The organism is Agromyces sp. NPDC058064, assembly GCF_042885275.1.
Taxonomy (GTDB): domain Bacteria; phylum Actinomycetota; class Actinomycetes; order Actinomycetales; family Microbacteriaceae; genus Agromyces.
In genome coordinates this window covers 28,990-46,949 of the sequence record NZ_JBHVSE010000001.1, presented here as the reverse complement: position 1 = coordinate 46,949, position 17,960 = coordinate 28,990, and the positions used below count along the sequence as shown (strand labels likewise).

Below are 17,960 nucleotides of genomic sequence, written 5' to 3'. Positions count from 1 at the left end.
TCCAGCAATTCTCTCCCAGAAACACCGGGCTAAGGAACCGACCACCCGCTCAGCTCCGCTTGAGCGCGTCCCGCCAGCTCATGTCGCGCGCGGCCTTCACCGCGCAGATCACCACGAGCATCCACCCGCCCTCGTACAGGGCGAAGCTCTCGGCGGCGCTCGTCACCGTGACGGCGACCAGGACGAGGGCGGGCCACACGTACACGACGCTGCGCCGGTTCGACGCGAGCAGCCACGCGCGTACGAGGGCGACGCCGATCAGCGCGGCGAAGGCGACGGCGCCGATGACGCCGACCTGGAAGTAGGCGTCGAGGTACGCGTTCAGCGCCGACTCGTGCGGCCGACCGGCCCCCGCTTCGAGCCAGGTGTACGGCGGCGCATCGGGCCATCGGCCGACCCAGCCCCAGCCCTGCAGCGGGTTCAGGCTCAGGTAGCGCGACAGCTCGCGCCAGAGGTCGAGGCGCACGTCGAACTCCGCCCGGGCGTCGAGCAGCTCGATGATGCGGATGCGCAGGATCCAGCCGGTGACGAGTGCGGCCGCCGCGGTGACGAGCAGCGCGAGCTGCCATCGCCAGCGGCTCGCCGTGGGCACCCGCCGCAGCCCGTAGAGCGCCGCGAGGGCGACGAGTGCCGCACCGAGGGCGATCCAGGCGGTGGGGGAGCCCGAGAGCACGATGGAGCCCAGGGCGAGGGCGACCGAGGCGATCGCGCGCCCGCGCGAGATGATGTGCATCCGCCACTCGACGATGAAGGTGATGAACCCGATGAGCGCGACGAAGCCGAGCATGTTGCGGGAGCCGAAGATGCCCTGGATCGGGCCGAGCGCGGCGAGGTCGCCGTTGATCCCGAGGAACGGGATCGGCGAGTCGATGAGGATGCCCGCGAGCAGCTCGAGCGCGAGCGAGACGGTGAGCAGCAGCCGGAGGGTGTCGCCGAACGCTCGGACGATCTGGATGGTGTCGCGCATGAGCGCCACGTAGATGCCGAGCACGGCGAACGCGACGAGGTAGACGACCCGGGCCGCCGAGGCCCCCGGCGTCGTGCTCCAGAGCACCGAGGCCGCGCACCAGCCGACGAACACGAGGATCGTCAGGGGCAGGATGCCGTACCACTCGATCGCGCGCCAGCGCGTGACCAGCGAGGCGGCGCAGAGCACGAGCAGGCCGGCGAGGGCCGCGAGCAGGCCGGGCCACCCGATGAGGGCGCGGACCGCGTGGGTGCTGAACGCCAGCCCGATCGCGATCAGCGAGACCGCCTGCGCGAACCGGGCCGAACCCACGAACTCGCGGATCATCTCGGCGCGCGCCGGCGCCCCGCCCGACGTCATCGGGCCCCGTCGCGCACGCTCTGCGCGTCGAGCCCGCCGAATCGCTTCGCCCGCGGACCCGTCGGCAGCGGCTCGTGCTCCCACTGGCGGCGCTTCGTCGCCCACGCGATCGCGATGAGCATCACCCACCCGCTCTCGACGAGGATGCGGCTCTCCGCCAGGCTCTGGCCGATGAGCGCCACGAGGACGAGGAGGGGGAGGAGCGCGGCGGAGGTGTACGGGACGGATCGGCCCGAGGCATCCATCGGCCGGTCGACGGCGAGGAACCACGAGCGCCACAGTGCGCCGATCACGATCGAGGCGAAGGCGATGAGGCCGATGAGGCCGAGCTGCATCCACACGTCGAGCCAGGCGTTGTGCGCCTGCAGGTACACGACGCCCTTCCGCACGGCGAGGTCGTCGAAGGGGTCGACGAAGGGGTTCCAGTAGCCGACCCAGCCCCAGCCCGCGATCGGGCGCTCGCCGATCATGCCGAGCACGGCGCTCCAGATGTCGAGCCGGCCGGTCAGGTCCTCGCCCTTGCCGAAGAGCTCGAGCAGCCGGTTCCAGAACACGACGAGCAGGGCCACGGATGCCACGAGCGCGGCGCCGGCCGCCCAGTACACGCCGGCACGGCGTTCGGGGCCGACGCGTCGCGCCCACAGCGCGAAGCCGAGGGCGACGAGGACGACGACGGCGACGAGGACGACGGTCGCCGACCGGGTCAGGGCGAAGACCGCACCCGCGACGACGAGCCAGAAGATGCCGCTCACCCGCCGCATCGTGCCGGCCGCGAGCATCGTGCCGAAGACGATGAGACCGAGCAGCGCGGTCATGGCGAGCAGGTTGCGGCTCGCCTGGATGCCCTCGATCGGGCCCCCGTCGAAGAGCAGCGCCCGCGACCAGTAGAAGGCCATCGGGATCTTCTCGGCGTCGGGGTCGAAGTCGGGGAAATTCGGCAGCAGGGGTTCGCGGACGAACACCGTCACCCAGAGCTCGAAGAGCAGGGAGAGCGCGAGCACCCACTTGATCGCCGCCCCGAGCGAGCGGGCGATGCCGGCCCAGGGCAGGCAGAGCGCGAGCGCCACGGCGACGAACGTCGTCGCGAGCGTGAGCGCGACGCCGAGCGCGGAGGCACCGGGGTAGAACGACCACGCGATCGAGAGGGTCGCGAGAACGAGGAAGACGAGCGTCGACTTCGGCACCCGCCGCCAGTTCCAGCTCGGCCTCGTCGCGACGACGAGCCAGATCGCGCCGCCCAGCACGAGGGCGGCGACGATGCCGAAGCCCCACCAGCCGAGGAGGTTGCGCCAGAACTGGCCCGCGAGCAGCGTGAAGAGTGCGAACGTCGCATACGCACCGATGAGCGCGCTGCGCCGATCCGAGGTCATGCAGTAAGGCTAGACGAACGCGGGGCCGGCTGTGAGGCCGGGAATCCACGCCTGCAGCGGTTGCTAGGTTGGACCCACGCCGAGGAAAGGGACCAGCACGCATGTTCGTGGCGATCGACAACACCCCCCGCGACTACGCCTGGGGATCGAGGAGCGCGATCGCCGAGTACCGCGGCCGGCCGGCCTCCGGCGGCCCTGAGGCCGAGCTCTGGCTCGGTGCGCACGCCGGCTCGCCCGCACGCATCGTGGGCGGCGCGGCCGGCGGGCACGCCGACCTCGCCGAGTGGATCGCGGCCGATCCGGTGGCGGCCCTCGGCACCGGGCTCGCCGCCCGCGGCGCGCGCCTCCCGTTCCTCCTGAAGGTGCTCGCCGCAGGCGCGCCGCTCTCGCTGCAGGCGCACCCGACCCCCGAGCAGGCGCGCGAGGGCTTCGCCCGCGACGAGGCCGACGGGGTGCCGATCGACGCGTACGACCGCAACTACAAGGACGAGTTCCACAAGCCCGAGCTCATCGTCGCGGTGAGCGAGACCTTCGACGCACTGTCGGGGTTCCGGCCGCTGGACGAGGTGCGCGGCGTGCTCACCGTCCTCCGGGCCGCCGACGAGGCATCCGGGGCGCCCGAACCCGGCGCGCTCGACCTGCTCGAATCGCACCTCGCGGGCGCCGACGGGCTGCGCACGACCGTCGAATGGCTGCTGACCGACGGCCGCGGCGGCGACACCGGCGAGGCGAGCTGGGTCATCGAGCGGGTGACCGCGCTCGCTGCATCGCCCGAGGCGGCCGCGTCGCCGTACGCCCTCTCGTTCGAGACCGTCGGCGCGCTCGCCGAGGCGTACCCGGGCGACCCCGGCATCGTCATCTCGCTGCTGCTGAACCGCGTGCGACTGCGGGCGGGCGAGTCGCTGTACCTGGCAGCCGGCAACATCCACGCCTATCTCGACGGGCTCGGCATCGAGCTCATGGCCGCGAGCGACAACGTGCTGCGCGGCGGGCTCACCCCGAAGCACATCGACGTCGACGAGCTCGCGCGGGTGCTCGACTTCACTCCGATGCCGCCGCCGAGGCTCGCGCCCGTCGAGGTGGCGCCGGGAGTGCGGCTGTTCCGGCCCGGAGTGCCCGACTTCTCGCTCTACCGGGTCGAGCCGTCGACGGCCGGCGGCGAGGCGGGCGTCCCGCTCGCGGGCCCCGCGATCGTCGTCGCCGAGGGCGCGGCGATCGAACTGCGCGGGGCGGTCACGACCGAGCCGGTGCGGCTCGAGCGGGGCGAGGCGATGTACGTCACCCCCGACGAAGTGGAGCTCGTCGTCGCGGGCGACGGCGACGCGTGGATCGCGACGGTGGGCGTCGCCGGGGTGCCCGCCGCCTGATCAGCTCGCGACGCGGAGGCCGAACAGCCTGCGGTAGGCCGTGGGCGTCGTCTGCAGCACCTTGACGAAGTGGTGCCGCATGACGGCCGCGGCGCCGAACCCGGTGTCGCGGGCGATCTGCTCGAGGTTGAGGTCGGTCTCCTCGAGGAGCTGCTGAGCCCTGAGGAGCCGCTGCCGGTTGAGCCAGGCGTTCGGCGTGGTGCCGGTCTCGGCGCGGAACCTGCGCGCGAAGGTGCGCGGCGACATGAGCGCGGTACGGGCCAGCCGGTCGACGGTGAGTTCCTCGTCGAGGTGCTCCAGCATCCACGTGGTGATGGTGGCGAAGGAGTCGCTGCGGCACTCGCCGACGGGCGTCTGGATGAACTGCGACTGGCCGCCGTCGCGCTGCGGCGGCACCACCATGCGGCGGGCGATGATGTTCGCGGCGCTCGCGCCGAGCTCGCTGCGCACGATGTGGAGTGCTGCGTCGATGCCCGCGGCGGTGCCGGCCCCGGTGACGACGCGGTCGTCCTGCACGAAGAGCACGTCGGGGTCGACCTCGGTGGTCGGGAACTCGGCGGCGAGGCGATCCGTGTACATCCAGTGGGTGGTGGCGCGACGCCCGTCGAGCACCCCGGCGCGGCCGAGCGTGAAGGCGCCGGAGCAGACGCTGAGCACCCAGGCGCCGCGGGCCACGGCGTCGCGGATCACCTCGGCGACACGCTCGTCGAGCGGTTCGTCGATGAGGGCGGCGGGGACCGCGACGAGGTCGGCGGTGCGGGCGAAGTCGAGCCCCTCGTGGACGACCAGGTCGAAGCCGAGCTTCGTCGGGATCGGCCCCGGTTCGGCGGCGACCACGTGGAAGTCGAAGGTCGGCCCGCCGTGCTCGGAGCGATCGATGCCGAAGACCTCGCAGATCACGCCGAACTCGAACGGCGCCATCTGGGGGATGGCGAGACAGGCGATGGAATTGAGCACGGTGCCCTCCGCTTGGCAGAAATCGATCGATTACTGTCAACTCTGCCACTGTCGGCAGTTTCTGGCAAGACGTAGATTTACTGCCATGACCACCATCATTCTCCTCGTCCTCGCGGGGCTCGCCGTCTGGGGAGTCCTCGCGACCGTGCTCCGACTCGACGGCGACGGCTACGGTCGCCCCGAGATCCGCGACCGCAACCGCCACGTCGAGCGCCTCAGCTGAGCGACCGGGCGCCGGCTTGTTCGTTACGATCGGGTGGGCGCCGGAGACACCGCCGCTCAGAGAGGTCGAACATGAGCTGGCTGGTCACCGGGGGAGCGGGCTACATCGGTGCGCACGTCGTGCGGGCATTCGCGGCGAAGGGCATCGACACCGTCGTCGTCGACGATCTCTCCTCGGGCCGGCGCGGATTCGTGTCCGACGGCATCCCCTTCGTGCAGGGCTCGATCCTCGACGGGCGCGTCCTCGAGTCGACGCTCGACCGACACGGCATCCGCGGCGTCGTGCACCTCGCCGGCTACAAGTACGCCGGCGTCTCGGTGCAGCGGCCGCTGCACACCTACCAGCAGAACGTCACGGGCACCGCGACCCTCCTCGCCGCGATGGAGGCCAAGGGCGTCGCCAACCTCGTCTTCTCCTCGAGTGCGGCGGTGTACGGCACGCCCGACGTCGACCTCGTCACGGAGGCGACGCCGAAGCACCCCGAGTCGCCCTACGGCGAGTCGAAGCTCATCGGCGAGTGGCTCCTCGCCGACCAGGCGCGGGCCGCCGGCCTCGCCCACACGAGCCTCCGCTACTTCAACGTCGTCGGCTCGGGCACGCCCGAGGTCTTCGACCCGAGCCCGCACAACCTCTTCCCGCTCGTGTTCGACGCCCTGCTCGACGGGCGCACCCCGCGCATCAACGGCGTCGACTACCCGACCCCCGACGGCACCTGCGTGCGCGACTACATCCACGTCGCCGACCTGGCCGAGGCGCACGTCGTCGCCGCGCAGCGGCTCGAGGCCGGCGAGACGGTCGAGCCCGTGTACAACCTCGGATCGGGCGACGGCGTCTCGGTCGGCGAGATCATGACCGCGGTCGCCGAGGTCACCGGCATCGCGTTCGAGCCCGAGGTCGCACCTCGTCGCGCCGGCGACCCCGCCCGCATCGTCGCCTCGGGCGAGCTCGCGGCCCGCGACCTCGACTGGCGCATGCGCCACTCGCTGACCGACATGGTGCGGAGCGCCTGGGAGGCCCGCCGCGCCGCGAGCTGAGCACGCGGCATCCTCGACCGATTCATAACGTCTCCTCAACACCCGGCGTGTCGTGACCCTCGTGAAGCCTCGACGGCGAGTCGAGGGTTTACGATCTACGACTTGACTCTCGCGAACTACACCGGTGTAATTGGTCGTGACACACCCTCTGGGTGGTCGGTACAACTGGGTGGGAGACGATATGGGAAGTCCTGAATATCGTTCTGGAGTACCTGACGATTGGTTCATCGATCCGGTCAGGCTGGGAGTTCCCGGCGTGCGACCGTCAGTCGACGACGACAATCCGTTGGCGTGGCAGAGCGACGCATTGTGCGCGCAGACCGATCCCGAGGCGTTCTTCCCTGAAAAGGGCGGATCGACGCGGGACGCGAAGAAGATCTGCACCGGCTGCGAGGTTCGGGGTGAATGCCTCGAGTACGCGCTCGGCAACGACGAGCGCTTCGGCATCTGGGGCGGACTCTCCGAACGCGAGCGGCGCAAGCTCCGCAAGCGGGCGGTGTGAGGCGCGGAGCCTGCTTCGGCAGGCTCCGCGCTCGGCATTCCGGCCGACGTTTTCGAGGCGCGCCCGCCTCGCTTGCGGATGCCGCGCGGTCCGCCGCTTAGGCTGACCCCGATGTTCCCCAGAGTCACCGCCGTCCTCGTCGTGCACCACGGCGGCGACCACCTGCGCCAGACGCTCGACGCCCTCCGCTCGCAGGAGCGGGCGCCCGACGCCCTCGTCGTCGTACTGACCGAGGCCGACGACGTCGCCCGTGAGCAGATCGTCACGGCCTCGCCGTCGCACGTCATCGACCTCTCGCAGCGCCGATCGTTCGGCGAGGCGATCCGGGCGGCCGACCGCGTGCTCGAAGACCCCGCGAGCGACGCCGACGCGCTCTGGCTGCTCGCCGAGGACAGCGCACCGGCGCCCGACGCGCTCGCGCAGCTCGTGGCCGCGCTCGAGACCGCGAAGTCGGTCGCCGTCGCGGGGCCGAAGCTCGTCGACTGGGACGAACCCGAGCGCATCGCCCGGTTCGGCCGATCGATCACCCGCCTCGGACGCAGCGTCGCCATCGTCACGGATGAACTCGACCAGGGCCAGCACGACGGGCTCAGCGACGTCCTCGGGCTCGATCCCGCAGCCGTCCTCGTGCGGCACACCGTCTGGCGCACGCTCGGCGGATTCGACCCCGGGCTGCCCACCGTCGACGACGCGCTCGACCTCTCGATCCGCGCCCGCCTGGCCGGGCACCGGGTGGCCGTCGTGCCCGAGGCGAAGGTGCGCTTCGCGGGCGTCGGCGTCGCGGGCCCCGAAGCCGGCTCGCGCGCGCGCACGACGCGCCGTCGGGTGCGCGCGACGCGCGCGGCGCAGCTGCACCGCAGGCTCGTCTACGCGCCGCTCCCGCTCGTGCCGATCCACTGGCTGAGCTTCCTCCTGCTCGCCGTGCTCCGCTCGGTGCGACTGCTGCTCGTCAAGGCGCCGGGCGCCATCCCGGGCGAGTTCGCGGCGGCATTCACGACGATGTTCTCGGGCGCGAAGGTGCCGCGCGCCCGTCGCACCCTGAAGGCGGCGCGCACAGTCGGCTGGTCGGCCGTCGCGCCGCTGCGCATGCAGCCCGACGAGATGCGCCGTCGCCGCCAGCACGCCGCGGAGGCGCGCCGGGAGCGCGCAAGGGGGCGCAAGCACGAGCTGCAGTTCATCGGCACCGGCGGAGGGTGGATCCTCCTGGTGACGGCGGCCGCCTCCATCGGGCTCTTCTCCTGGCTCCTCGGCTCCGGCGGGGTCGGCGGCGGCGCGCTCCAGCCGCTCTCGAGCGACCTCGCCGAGCTCTGGCGCAACGCCGCCTACGGCTGGCGAGACCTCGGCACCGGATTCGTCGGTGCCGCCGACCCGTTCGCCGGGGTCCTCGCGGTCCTCGGGTCCGTGGCGTTCTGGGCGCCGTCGTTCGGGCTCCTCCTGCTCTGGCTGCTCGCGATCCCCGCCGCCGCGGTCGGCGCCTGGTTCGCGGCCTCGCGCCTCACCGACCGGGCGTCGGTGCGCGCCGTCGCCGCACTGCTCTGGGCCTTCGCCCCTCCGTTCCTCGTCGCCCTCGGCGACGGCCGCCCCGGCGCCGTGCTCGCGCACGTGCTGCTCGCCTGGTTCGTCTTCGCCGCGTTCGGCGCGGCGACGTCCTGGGCTGCGGCGGCGACCGCCTCACTGCTGCTCGCGGCGCTCGTCGGCGCCGCTCCCAGCCTCGTCCCGGCACTGCTCGTCGCCTGGGTCGTCGCACTCGCGGTCAGCGGCCGGGCGTGGGTGCGCCTCATCGGACTGCCGATCCCCGCACTCGTGCTCGGACTTCCGCTCGTCATCGATCAACTCCGCCGCGGCACCCCGCTCGGCCTCGTCGCCGATCCCGGACTTCCGACCGGCAGCGGGATCCCGTCGACGTGGCAGCTCGCGCTCGGGCTTCCCGACGGCTCCTGGGGCGGATGGGAGGACTTCTTCCCCTCCTCCGGCTCGGTCGACTTCCGCATCGCGCTCAGCGCGCTCGTCCTCCCGCTCGTGATCGTCGCGCTCACCGCGGTGCTCACCCGCTCGCTCAGGGCGGCCGTGCTCTCGCTCGGGATCGCCCTGCTCGGCTTCGCGACCGCGGTCGCCGCGGCGCACCTCTCGGTCGCCTCGGCAGGCCCCGCGGCCGTACCGGTCTGGACGGGCGGCGGCCTGAGCCTCGCCTGGCTGGGGCTCGTGCTCGCCGCGGTGCTCGCGCTCGATGCCATGCGCCGCGGCCGCGCCCTGCTCGGGTGGGTGGTGTTCGCCGCCATGGCTGCGGCGGTGCTGCCGACCGGGATCGCGCTCGCGACGGGCTCCGTCGCCGTGCAGCCCGCCGCGGCCCGCACCCTTCCGGCGTTCGTCGGTGCCGAGGCCGAGACCGACCCCAGGGTGACGACGCTCCGGCTGACGCCCGAGTCCGACGGCGTGCTGCGCGCCACGCTCGAGCGCGGCACCGGGACCACGCTCGACGAGCAGTCGACGCTCGCCGCCACCGCGCGCACGCTCTCGGCCGACGAGGAGGAGCTCGCGCTCGTCGCCGGCAACCTCGCCTCGCGCAGCGGATCGGGCGCCGAGGCGGCCGTCGACGAGTTCGGCGCGTCCTTCGTGCTCCTCGACGACGCGAGCGATCTCGACGACGTGGCCGCGGTGGCGGTGGCCGATCGCGCGCGCACCGCGCTCGACGCCAACCCGGCGCTGGTCGCCGTCGGCGAGACCGACTTCGGCACGCTCTGGCGGTTCACGGACGCCGAACCCGACGCCCCGGCCGCGCAGATCCCGGCCGACGCCGGTGGCTGGATCGCCGGCGTCGTCATCGCCGTGCAGCTGCTCGTGCTCGGCGCGACGCTGCTGCTCTCGATCCCCACGGGTGCCGGCAGGGAGGCGGATCGCCGTCCCGAGCGTCGTCCGGTGAAGCCCAGGCGCACGGCGCGCGGGGCCGCAGCCGCGCCGGTCGGCGCCGGATCCGCGATCGCCGAGCACGCGGCCGGCGGCGACGACGAGTCCGGCGACACGGCGGGCGGACCGGCAGGCGAAGCGGAGCCGGTCGCGGGCTCGGACGAGGGCGGAGATGCCGCCGCAGTCGACGCGAGGCCGGAAGCGGATGCCGAAGCGGCGGCCGAGACGGAGCCCGGAGTCGAGACCGGACACGAGGGCGGAGTCCGAGACGAGCCCACGGCCCGGTCCAGCGGCTCCGGCGCCGAGGCATCCGATGGCGCGACAGGCCCCGAGCGCCCCGATGAACCCGCCCCCGCGAGCGAAGGAGACGACGATGGCCGATAAGCGCGCACTCGCTCGCAACGTCGCTCGCGCGAGCGGCAAGGCCCTCGCCCTGGTGGCCGCCGGCGGCATCGCCGCCGCGGCGATCGCGGCGGCGGCCCTGGTCCCGTGGCCCGACTTCCGCGTCGAACCGCCGTCGACGGTCGTGGAGCCGACGGAGACGGGGCAGCTGCGCGTCTGCCCCGGCCCCCTGCTCGCGCTCGGCGACGACGACACCGACGCGACGACCGCGGTCTCGTTCGGTTCGACCTCCGTCACGACGGGCGTCTCGCCCGACGACGTCGAGATCACCGAGACCCCGCTCGCCGCGCCCGAGAACCCCAACGCCGACCGCGACGGCACCCCGCTCGCCATCACGACGGAGGCCGGTGCCGCGGGCGTCGGCGAACTGGCCGGAGCGCAGGGGCAGCGGAGCGACCGCGAGACGATCGCCGGGTTCGCCGCCGCCGCATGCGACGAGGCGGTCGCCGAGGCATGGCTCGTCGGCGGCGCCACGGACGTCGGGCGGAGCACCATCGTGCTGCTCGCGAACCCGAGCGCGGTCGCGTCGACCGTCGACGTGCGCGTCAGCGGGGAGAACGGCGGCGTCGACGCCCCCTCGGCGCTCGGCATCACGGTGCCGGCGGGGGAGCAGCGGGTGCTCTCGCTGGCGGGCCTGGCCCCGAACCTCCACTCGCCCGTGGTGCATGTCACGAGCACGGGCGGCGCGATCGCGGCATCGCTGCAGCACTCGGTCGTCGAGGGGCTCACTCCCGCGGGCGTCGAGCTCATCGGTCCGACGGCGATGCCCGCGACCACCCAGGTGATCCCCGGATTCGTCGTCCCCGTCGCGGGCGGCGTCGACCCCGCCGACGACCACGCCGAGGGCGACGACCATCCGGTGGTGCGGCTCTTCGCACCCGGCGACGAGCCCGCCGAGGTCTCGATCGGCGTGGCTTCGGAGTCGGGCGGCGGCGGCACGAGCATCGACGTCACGCTCGAGCCGGGCCAAGCCACGGACGTGCCCCTCGGCGAGCTCGACGAGGGCGACTACACGATCACCCTCGAGGCCGATGCGCCGATCGTCGCCGCGGCCCGCGCGACCACCGGGACGCCGCAGGCCCAGACCGCGCCCGACGGCGCCGACGAGGAGGCCGCCGTCGACCTCGCATGGACGGTCGCGACCTCCCCGCTGCTCGAGGCCGCCGTGGTGGCGGTGCCGCAGGGCCCGGGCCCGGTGCTGCACCTGCTGAACCCGGGCGACGACGAGCTCGAGGTGCGGGCCGTCGTCGACGGCGAGGAGCGCTCGCTCAGCCTGGCGCCCGACGAGGCGATGTCGATCGAGCTGGATCCGCGCAGCGTGGTCGAGCTCGGGGAAGCGGCCGGGGTGCACGCGACGGTGTCGTTCTCGGGCGAACGCGCCCTCGCGTCGTTCCCGGTCCGCCCGCCGGGGCCGCTCGACTCGCCGATCGTCGTCACGCCGCGCTAGGCGATCCGGCCGCCGTCGCTCGAATCGGGCGGCGGCGGATCGGCCTCAGAAGTGCCGGTAGCGTCCGGGCGCGAGCTCCCACGGGTCGCGGCCGAGGAAGTCGGCGACGGCGCGGAAGACGCAGCTCTCGACGAGCAGCTTCTCGTCGCGGTCCTCGCCCTCCTGCAGCCGGAGGAAACGCACGATCGGCAGCCGGAAGAAGACGATGCGACGCTCGTCGTGGTAGACCTTCCAGCGGTCGACGTGGTCGTCGTGGATCGCCTCGGCCGGTGCCTGCGCGACCTCGAAGACGACGCCGTCGAGCTCGGGCCAGAGCCCGCGCAGGTACGAGACGGTCGTGCCGATCGTGAGCTCGAACTCGTCGAGCCGGGTCGAGAGCAGCGGCAGGTGCGGTCCGGTCACGGGCGAGCGCATTCCGCGGCCGTGACGGTCACGAGCGAGCCGTCTCGGAGAGCTGGGCGCGACACGACGAGAGCGGGGCATGCATTCCATCCTATTGTCGGCGCCGATCGCTACTCTTGATCTGCCATGAGACGTTGTTCGCGAACCGCATGCGCCGCCGAGGCGGTTGCGACGTTGACCTTCGACTACGCCGAGTCGACGGCGGTGCTGGGCCCGCTCGCGGTCGTGCGCGAACCGCACGGCTACGATCTCTGCGCCCGGCACGCCGAGCGCACCTCGGCCCCGGTGGGCTGGCAGGTCGTGAGGCACACCGCACTCGGTGGGGTAGGTTTCAAGGCATGACTCCGGCTGCATCATCCGACGCTCGCGCGCGCCTCGACGCGGTCGTGAAGGCCTACGACGTCCGTGGAATCGTGGGCGAGGGGCTGACCGCCGAGACCGTCGAGGCGCTCGGCGCCGCCTTCGTCGACGAGGTCGGGGCAGCGGGCGGGCGGGTCGTGGTCGGGCACGACATGCGCGACTCCTCGCCCGCCTTCGCGGCGGCCTTCGCAGCCGGTGCGGCCGCGCGCGGCGCCGTCGTCGTGTCGATCGGGCTGTGCTCCACCGACGAGAGCTACTTCGCGTCGGGCTCGATGGACGCCCCGGCGGCGATGTTCACCGCGAGCCACAACCCCGCCGCGTACAACGGCATCAAGTTCTCACGCGCGGGCGCACAGGGCATCTCGCTCGACACCGGGCTCGCGGCGATCCGCGACCGGGCCGCCGACTACCTCGAGCAGGGCATCGCGCCCGTCGAGATGCCCGGTGCGATCCTCGAGGCCGACGTCCTCGCCGACTACGCCGCGTACCTCCGCACCCTCGTCGACCTCCGCGGCATCCGCCCGCTGAAGATCGTCGTCGACGCCGGCAACGGCATGGGCGGCCTCACCGTCCCGGCCGTCCTCGGCGAGGCCGCCGGGCTTCCCGCACTGCCCCTCGAGATCGTGCCGCTCTACTTCGAGCTCGACGGCACCTTCCCGAACCACGAGGCCAACCCGCTCGAGCCCGCGAACCTCGTCGACCTGCAGCGCGCGGTGGTCGAGCACGGCGCCGACCTCGGCCTCGCGTTCGACGGCGACGCCGACCGCTGCTTCGTCGTCGACGAGCAGGGCGCCGCCATCACTCCCTCGGCGGTCGCGGCGATCGTCGCCCTCCGCGAGATCGCCCGCGTCGGCGCCGCGGGCGAGACCGACGTCAACGTCATCCACAACCTCATCACCTCGCGCTTCGTGCCCGAGACGATCGAGGCGGCCGGCGCCGTGCCGGTGCGCACCCGCGTCGGGCACTCGCTCATCAAGGACCAGATGAAGGCGACCGGGGCCGTCTTCGGCGGAGAGCACTCGGCGCACTACTACTTCCGCGACTTCTGGGGCGCCGACAACGGCATGCTCGCCGCGATGCACGTGCTCGCCGAGTTCGGCGTGCAGGATGCCCCGCTCTCGGAGTTCGGCGCCCGCTTCGACCCGTACTCGCTCTCCGGCGAGATCAACTCGGTGGTCGACGACGTCCCGGCCGCGTACACGCGCATCGTCGAGGCGTTCACCGGCCGCGGCGAGTTCGACGAGCTCGACGGCCTCACCGTCATCGGTCAGACGGCGGGCGACGAGCCGTTCTGGTGGTTCAACGTGCGGCCGTCGAACACCGAGCCGCTGCTCCGCCTGAACGTCGAGGGCGGCGACGAGCCGACCATGGCCGCCGTCCGCGACGAGGTGCTGGCGCTCATCCGCGGCGAGTAGGCCGCGGCGACACGGGTCGTCGCACGCGGATGCGGCCTGCGAGAATGGACGGCATGAGCACCCTGCCCGCCACCTCCACCGCACTCCCGTACAAGGTCGCCGACCTCACGCTCGCCGAGGCGGGTCGTCACCAGCTGCGGCTCGCCGAGAACGAGATGCCGGGCCTCATGGCGCTGCGCGCCGAGTTCGGCGCGTCGCAGCCGCTCGCGGGCGCGCGCATCGCGGGCAGCCTCCACATGACGGTGCAGACGGCCGTGCTCATCGAGACCCTCGTGGCGCTCGGCGCGCGGGTGCGCTGGGCGAGCTGCAACATCTTCTCCACGCAGGACGAGGCGGCCGCCGCGGTCGTCGTCGGACCCGGGGGCACGGTCGACGAGCCCAAGGGCGTGCCCGTGTTCGCATGGAAGGGCGAGACCCTCGACGAGTACTGGTGGTGCACGGACCGCATCTTCGACTGGTCGGCCGAGGCCGCCGCGGCGGGTGCCGACTGGATCGGCCCGAACCTGATCCTCGACGACGGCGGCGACGCCACGCTGCTCGTGCACCGCGGCCGCGACTTCGAGGCCGCAGGCGCCGTGCCCGAGGCATCCGCGGCCGACAGCGGCGAGTACCGCGTCATCCTCGACACCCTGCGCCGCTCGCTCGAGCTGAGCCCCGACCGCTGGACCCGCATCGCGGCCGAGCTCACGGGCGTCACCGAGGAGACCACGACCGGCGTGCACCGCCTGTACGAGCTGCACGCCGAGGGCGGCCTCCTCTTCCCGGCGATCAACGTCAACGACTCGGTGACGAAGTCGAAGTTCGACAACAAGTACGGCATCCGCCACTCGCTGCCCGACGGGCTGAACCGCGCGACCGACGTGCTCATGGGCGGCAAGGTCGCGTTCGTGGTCGGCTACGGCGACGTCGGCAAGGGCGCCGCCGAGGCCCTGCGCGGCCAGGGCGCCCGCGTCATCGTGAGCGAGGTCGACCCGATCTGCGCGCTGCAGGCCGCGATGGACGGCTACCAGGTCGCCCGCGTCGAGGACGTCGTCGGCGAGGTCGACATCTTCGTCACCTGCACCGGCAACAAGGACGTGCTCCGGCTCGAGCACATGCTCGAGATGAAGCACCTCGCGATCGTCTCGAACGTCGGCCACTTCGACAACGAGATCGACATGGCCGCGCTCGAGGCGCTCGAGGGCGCCGAGAAGGTCGAGATCAAGCCGCAGGTGCACGAGTGGCGCCTGCCGACCGGCCGGTCGATCCTGGTGCTGAGCGAGGGCCGGCTCATGAACCTCGGCAACGCGACGGGCCACCCGTCGTTCGTCATGTCGAACTCCTTCACCAACCAGGTCCTTGCGCAGATCGAGCTCTGGACCCGCCCCTCCGAGTACCCGATCGGCGTCTACGTGCTGCCCAAGCACCTCGACGAGAAGGTCGCGCGCCTCCACCTCGACTCCCTCGGCGTCGTGCTCACCGAGCTCAGCCCCGAACAGGCCGCCTACATCGGCGTGCCGGTCGAGGGGCCGTACAAGGTCGACCACTACCGCTACTGACGGGCGGATGCCCCGGCGCCGGCCTCAGCGCCGGGGAAAGCCGGGCGGGGTCGCCGTGAGCACGGGCCCGAGTGCGGCCATGCGCTCGGCCTCGAGGTCGAGCGCCGCCAGGTCGCGCTCGCGCCGGAGCGCCGCGACGCCGGCGAGGAAGCGCTCGGCCGGTGCGGAGGGCACCGGGGAGACGTAGGGTGCGACCTCGGCCGCGAGCGACGCCGCGACCCGGTCACGGCTCCCCGGAGCGAGGTGCGGCGCGTTCTGGAAGAACGACGCGACCCTGCGCGCGAGCGGATCGGGGAGGCGCCCGATGTCGGCGGTCGACGCCCACGCGGCGAGCTCGGCCGGCACCCCGAACGCCGTCGACGGCGGCACGGGCACGCGCTCGACCTGGCCGTGCGTGCCCGCGAGGAGGTCGCCGAGCCGCTTCGACGACGGGTTCAGGAACCCGACGAGCACCGCGAGCCCGCCGAAGGTCATGTAGATCTCGACGACGCCGACGAGCGCCCGGATGACGGCGTGCCGGAAGCCGATCGCCCCGCCGTCGTCGCGCACGACGCGGAGCCCGAGCGCGAGCTTGCCGAGCGAACGACCCCGCGAGGCCGTCTCGACGGTCGTCGGAACCACGACGAGGACCGTCACCAGGCCGGCGATGAACACCGCGCGGAACGCCGCCTCGTCGACGCCGAGACCCGCGAGCAGGAAGACGAGGCCGATGAGGAGCGCGATGCTGACGAGCACGTCGATCGCGGCGCCGCCCGAGCGGATGAGGGCGCTCGCGGGTCGCAGGTCGAGGCCGACCGCCTCGCCGGTGAGTACGCCGTCGTCGTCGAAACGGGCGAGCCGAACGGGCTCCGCGGTCGATTCGGCCATGAGTAGTATTCAAGCAGATGGACCTCGAAGCGCTCGCCTCAGCCCGCCGTGACGACTGGCAGCGGCTCGACGCGCTCGCGCGCGACTCGCGCCTCAGCGGGCCCGAGACCGACGAACTCATCGAGCGGTACCAGGCGGGGGCATCCGACCTGTCGCTCGTGAAGTCGACGGCCGGATCGACCGCGCTCGGCGACCGGCTCTCGCTCTCGCTCGCCCGTGCCCGGCTGCGGTTCACGGGCGCGCCCGAGAATCCGCTGCGCCAGCTCACCCGCTTCGCCGCGGTCGATCTCCCCGCGGCGCTCCACCGCATCCGGTGGCTGACCCTCGCGGTCGCCGTGGCGACCTTCGTGATCGCGGCCCTGTACGCCTGGTGGATCGGCGGCGACCCGCGCGCGCTCGCGAACGTCGGCTCGGAGCGCGAGCTCCGCCAGATCGCCGAGGAGGGCTTCGCGGCCTACTACTCGGAGCACCCGGCGGGCTCGTTCGCCGGCTCCGTCTGGACGAACAACGCGTGGATCGCCGCGCAGTGCGTGGCCTTCGGCGTGCTCGGGGTCTGGGTGCCGTGGGTGATCATGCAGAACGCGCAGAACCTCGGAGTGAACGCCGCGATCATGTTCGCGTACGACGAGGCCGACACGTTCTTCCTCTACATCGCGCCGCACGGACTGCTCGAGCTCACCTGCGTGTTCGTCGCCGCCGCGGCGGGCCTGCGCATCTTCTGGGCCTGGGTCGCGCCGGGGCCCCGGCCCCGCGGCGTCGCGCTCGCCGCCGACGCCCGGGCGCTGTTCACCGTGGCCATCGGGCTCGTGTTCTTCCTCTTCGTCGCCGGCCTCATCGAGGGCTTCGTCACCCCGGCGCCGTGGCCCTGGGCGGTCAAGATCGGCATCGGCGCGCTCGCGCTCGGCGGGTTCCTCTTCTACATGCTCGTGATCGGCGGCCGCGCCCGGCGCGCGGGGGCGACCGGTGATCTCGCCGCGTTCGACGCCGGCGCCACGCGGGTCGTCTCCGGCTGATCCGGTACGACGGCGGATGCCCCGTGGTGGGACATCCGCCGTCGTGCGATGCGGGCGCGGCCCGAGCGGGCCTACGCGGTGAGCTTCACCGGACGGTCGAAGACCGCCTTGTAGACGACGCCGGCGAGCAGGGCGCCGACGATCGGCGCGACGATCGACGCCCAGAGCTGCGTGAGCGCCTCGGTGCCGCCGAAGATCGCGGTCGCGATCGAACGGGCCGGGTTGAACGAGCCGTTCGAGACCGGGCCGGCGACGAGCACGAGCACGGTGAGGGTCAGGCCGATGGCGAGCGGCGCGAGGTTCGACGCCGCGCGGCCGGCCGAGGTCACGCCGAGGATCACGAAGAGGAAGATCGCGGTGGCGACGATCTCGGCGATGAGGAACGAGCCGAGGCCGAACCCGCCCGGCGACAGCTCGTCGTACCCGGTCGACACGCTGCGGAAGACGGCGATGTCGAACACGGGGCCGGTCGAGAGGATGCCGAGCAGCACCACCGATCCGAGGATGCCGCCGACGACCTGGGCGGCGAGGTAGCCGAGCACGTCCTTCCACGCGAAGCGGCCGGCGATCGCGAGGCCGAGCGTGACGGCCGGGTTGAAGTGGCCGCCCGAGATCGGGCCGAAGGCGTAGATGCCGACGACGACCGACAGGCCGAGCGCGAACGCCACGCCCAGGAGCCCGGTGTCCGCCGACGAGAAGATCGCCGCGCCGATGACGCCGAAGACGAGGATGAACGTGCCGAGGAGCTCGGCGATGAGTCGCTGGGCGGTCGACGGACCGGCGACGGGCGCGGTCGACGGAGCGGCGACGGCGGATGCGGTGTCAGACAAGA

At 72.8% G+C, this 17,960-nt stretch carries 15 protein-coding genes and 1 pseudogene; 10 read left to right on the top strand and 6 right to left on the bottom strand.

Annotated elements, in window-relative coordinates; translation table 11 throughout:
• Positions 1-49 precede the first annotated feature (49 nt).
• Both ACFVSL_RS00210 and ACFVSL_RS00205 read right to left on the bottom strand, forming a co-directional pair.
• Complete coding sequence (locus ACFVSL_RS00210; protein ID WP_386937438.1) at positions 50-1,327, bottom strand: O-antigen ligase family protein; 1,278 nt, start codon at positions 1,325-1,327, stop codon at positions 50-52.
• Positions 1,324-2,697 (bottom strand): O-antigen ligase family protein, encoded by a 1,374-nt coding sequence (locus tag ACFVSL_RS00205; protein ID WP_386937436.1) that lies wholly within the window; start codon positions 2,695-2,697, stop codon positions 1,324-1,326. The genes ACFVSL_RS00210 and ACFVSL_RS00205 overlap by 4 nt, the downstream gene beginning before the upstream one ends.
• 101 nt (positions 2,698-2,798) lie before the next feature.
• Between ACFVSL_RS00205 and manA the strand changes: the two genes are divergently transcribed.
• A complete protein-coding gene (gene manA / locus ACFVSL_RS00200; protein WP_386937434.1) occupies positions 2,799-4,064 on the top strand; it encodes a mannose-6-phosphate isomerase, class I in 1,266 nt (421 codons plus the stop codon).
• Here the strand turns inward: manA and ACFVSL_RS00195 are convergent, their stop codons facing one another.
• Entirely contained in the window at positions 4,065-5,021 is a 957-nt protein-coding gene (locus ACFVSL_RS00195) for a GlxA family transcriptional regulator (RefSeq protein WP_386937433.1), read from the bottom strand.
• Between the two features lie 85 nt (positions 5,022-5,106).
• On the opposite strand from ACFVSL_RS00195, the gene ACFVSL_RS00190 reads away from it, so the two are divergent.
• The 5 genes from ACFVSL_RS00190 to ACFVSL_RS00170 all read left to right on the top strand — a co-directional run bounded on the left by ACFVSL_RS00190 (position 5,107) and on the right by ACFVSL_RS00170 (position 11,533).
• Positions 5,107-5,244 carry a hypothetical protein gene (locus tag ACFVSL_RS00190; protein ID WP_386937432.1) on the top strand — a complete coding sequence of 46 codons (138 nt, stop codon included), beginning with the start codon at positions 5,107-5,109 and terminating at the stop codon, positions 5,242-5,244.
• 71 nt (positions 5,245-5,315) lie between these two features.
• On the top strand, positions 5,316-6,278 hold the full coding sequence (gene galE, locus ACFVSL_RS00185; RefSeq protein ID WP_386937430.1) for a UDP-glucose 4-epimerase GalE: 963 nt from the start codon (positions 5,316-5,318) through the stop codon (positions 6,276-6,278).
• A gap of 181 nt (positions 6,279-6,459) precedes the next feature.
• Positions 6,460-6,780 (top strand): WhiB family transcriptional regulator, encoded by a 321-nt coding sequence (locus ACFVSL_RS00180; protein ID WP_386937428.1) that lies wholly within the window; start codon positions 6,460-6,462, stop codon positions 6,778-6,780.
• A 111-nt stretch (positions 6,781-6,891) separates the two neighbouring features.
• A complete protein-coding gene (locus ACFVSL_RS00175; RefSeq protein WP_386937426.1) occupies positions 6,892-10,068 on the top strand; it encodes a glycosyltransferase in 3,177 nt (1,058 codons plus the stop codon).
• On the top strand, positions 10,058-11,533 hold the full coding sequence (locus tag ACFVSL_RS00170; protein ID WP_386937424.1) for a DUF5719 family protein: 1,476 nt from the start codon (positions 10,058-10,060) through the stop codon (positions 11,531-11,533). The genes ACFVSL_RS00175 and ACFVSL_RS00170 overlap by 11 nt, the downstream gene beginning before the upstream one ends.
• A gap of 45 nt (positions 11,534-11,578) precedes the next feature.
• On the opposite strand, the gene ACFVSL_RS00165 is transcribed toward ACFVSL_RS00170, so the two are convergent.
• Complete coding sequence (locus ACFVSL_RS00165; protein ID WP_386937423.1) at positions 11,579-11,935, bottom strand: hypothetical protein; 357 nt, start codon at positions 11,933-11,935, stop codon at positions 11,579-11,581.
• 126 nt (positions 11,936-12,061) lie between these two features.
• Between ACFVSL_RS00165 and ACFVSL_RS00160 the strand changes: the two are divergent.
• The 3 genes and pseudogenes from ACFVSL_RS00160 to ahcY form a co-directional block, all read left to right on the top strand.
• Positions 12,062-12,241: pseudogene (locus ACFVSL_RS00160) on the top strand (DUF3499 family protein); the annotation flags it as partial.
• A 32-nt stretch (positions 12,242-12,273) separates the two neighbouring features.
• A complete protein-coding gene (locus ACFVSL_RS00155; protein ID WP_386937421.1) occupies positions 12,274-13,710 on the top strand; it encodes a phosphomannomutase/phosphoglucomutase in 1,437 nt (478 codons plus the stop codon).
• Between the two features lie 53 nt (positions 13,711-13,763).
• Positions 13,764-15,248, top strand: a complete 1,485-nt coding sequence (gene ahcY / locus ACFVSL_RS00150) for an adenosylhomocysteinase (RefSeq protein WP_386937419.1) — start codon at positions 13,764-13,766, stop codon at positions 15,246-15,248.
• A gap of 24 nt (positions 15,249-15,272) precedes the next feature.
• On the opposite strand, the gene ACFVSL_RS00145 is transcribed toward ahcY, so the two are convergent.
• The gene (locus ACFVSL_RS00145; protein WP_386937418.1) at positions 15,273-16,115 is read right to left on the bottom strand and encodes an RDD family protein; all 843 of its coding nucleotides are present in this window, start codon (positions 16,113-16,115) and stop codon (positions 15,273-15,275) included.
• Between the two features lie 17 nt (positions 16,116-16,132).
• Here ACFVSL_RS00145 and ACFVSL_RS00140 point away from each other — a divergent pair, with 17 nt between their 5' ends.
• Positions 16,133-17,128: a stage II sporulation protein M gene (locus ACFVSL_RS00140; RefSeq protein ID WP_386937417.1), complete on the top strand. Its 996-nt coding sequence runs from the start codon at positions 16,133-16,135 to the stop codon at positions 17,126-17,128.
• A 71-nt stretch (positions 17,129-17,199) separates the two neighbouring features.
• Here the strand turns inward: ACFVSL_RS00140 and ACFVSL_RS00135 are convergent, their stop codons facing one another.
• The gene (locus ACFVSL_RS00135; RefSeq protein WP_386937415.1) at positions 17,200-17,958 is read right to left on the bottom strand and encodes an aquaporin; all 759 of its coding nucleotides are present in this window, start codon (positions 17,956-17,958) and stop codon (positions 17,200-17,202) included.
• Between the last annotated feature and the right edge of the window lie 2 nt (positions 17,959-17,960).

Coding starts and splice junctions, on each gene's coding strand:
- ACFVSL_RS00210 (WP_386937438.1), bottom strand. CDS start 1,327: ATGACGTCGGGCGGGGCGCCGGCGCGCGCCGAGATGATCCGCGAGTTC.
- ACFVSL_RS00205 (WP_386937436.1), bottom strand. CDS start 2,697: ATGACCTCGGATCGGCGCAGCGCGCTCATCGGTGCGTATGCGACGTTC.
- manA (WP_386937434.1), top strand. CDS start 2,799: ATGTTCGTGGCGATCGACAACACCCCCCGCGACTACGCCTGGGGATCG.
- ACFVSL_RS00190 (WP_386937432.1), top strand. CDS start 5,107: ATGACCACCATCATTCTCCTCGTCCTCGCGGGGCTCGCCGTCTGGGGA.
- galE (WP_386937430.1), top strand. CDS start 5,316: ATGAGCTGGCTGGTCACCGGGGGAGCGGGCTACATCGGTGCGCACGTC.
- ACFVSL_RS00180 (WP_386937428.1), top strand. CDS start 6,460: ATGGGAAGTCCTGAATATCGTTCTGGAGTACCTGACGATTGGTTCATC.
- ACFVSL_RS00175 (WP_386937426.1), top strand. CDS start 6,892: ATGTTCCCCAGAGTCACCGCCGTCCTCGTCGTGCACCACGGCGGCGAC.
- ACFVSL_RS00170 (WP_386937424.1), top strand. CDS start 10,058: ATGGCCGATAAGCGCGCACTCGCTCGCAACGTCGCTCGCGCGAGCGGC.
- ACFVSL_RS00155 (WP_386937421.1), top strand. CDS start 12,274: ATGACTCCGGCTGCATCATCCGACGCTCGCGCGCGCCTCGACGCGGTC.
- ahcY (WP_386937419.1), top strand. CDS start 13,764: ATGAGCACCCTGCCCGCCACCTCCACCGCACTCCCGTACAAGGTCGCC.
- ACFVSL_RS00145 (WP_386937418.1), bottom strand. CDS start 16,115: ATGGCCGAATCGACCGCGGAGCCCGTTCGGCTCGCCCGTTTCGACGAC.
- ACFVSL_RS00140 (WP_386937417.1), top strand. CDS start 16,133: ATGGACCTCGAAGCGCTCGCCTCAGCCCGCCGTGACGACTGGCAGCGG.